The 430-nt window shown below is 64.2% G+C and carries 1 protein-coding gene; it reads left to right on the forward strand.

Features of this window, described 5'->3' with window-relative positions; all coding sequences use genetic code 11:
* On the forward strand, nucleotides 1–430 hold a 430-nt coding region (locus tag ACYQ6W_RS22720), incomplete at both ends, for a hypothetical protein (RefSeq protein ID WP_459678590.1).

The following is a 430-nucleotide window of genomic DNA, read 5'->3' on the forward strand; positions in this document are numbered from 1 at the left end:
ATCACGGGTGGCGGCACGGTCATCAATGAGGGCACCGTGGTTGCCGACGGCACCAGCGGCACGCTGGTGCTGGAGACGACGGATTTCGACAACGAAGGCACGCTCATCGTCGGCGGCGGCCAGTCTCTCGCCATTGAGGTCTTCGGCACCTTCGCCAATGATGGCCGCTTCGCCATCAGCGCCGGCAGCACGGTAACGCTGCAGGATGCCTCGGCCTTCATCAACACCGGCTCCATCCAGGTGGGTTCCGGCGCGGAACTGGACCTTTACGACTACGCGCCCGAGATGTCGCAGGGTCAGACGATCGGTGGCACGCTGGAGGTTAACGGCATCCTCGATGCTGGCGGCAACACCCTCTCGCTCGACTCGACCGGCGCCTTCTCGGAACTCGACAATGACGGGACGATCGAGAACGCGACGCTGGTGCTGA

This window comes from Acidisoma sp. 7E03 (genome assembly GCF_054665075.1).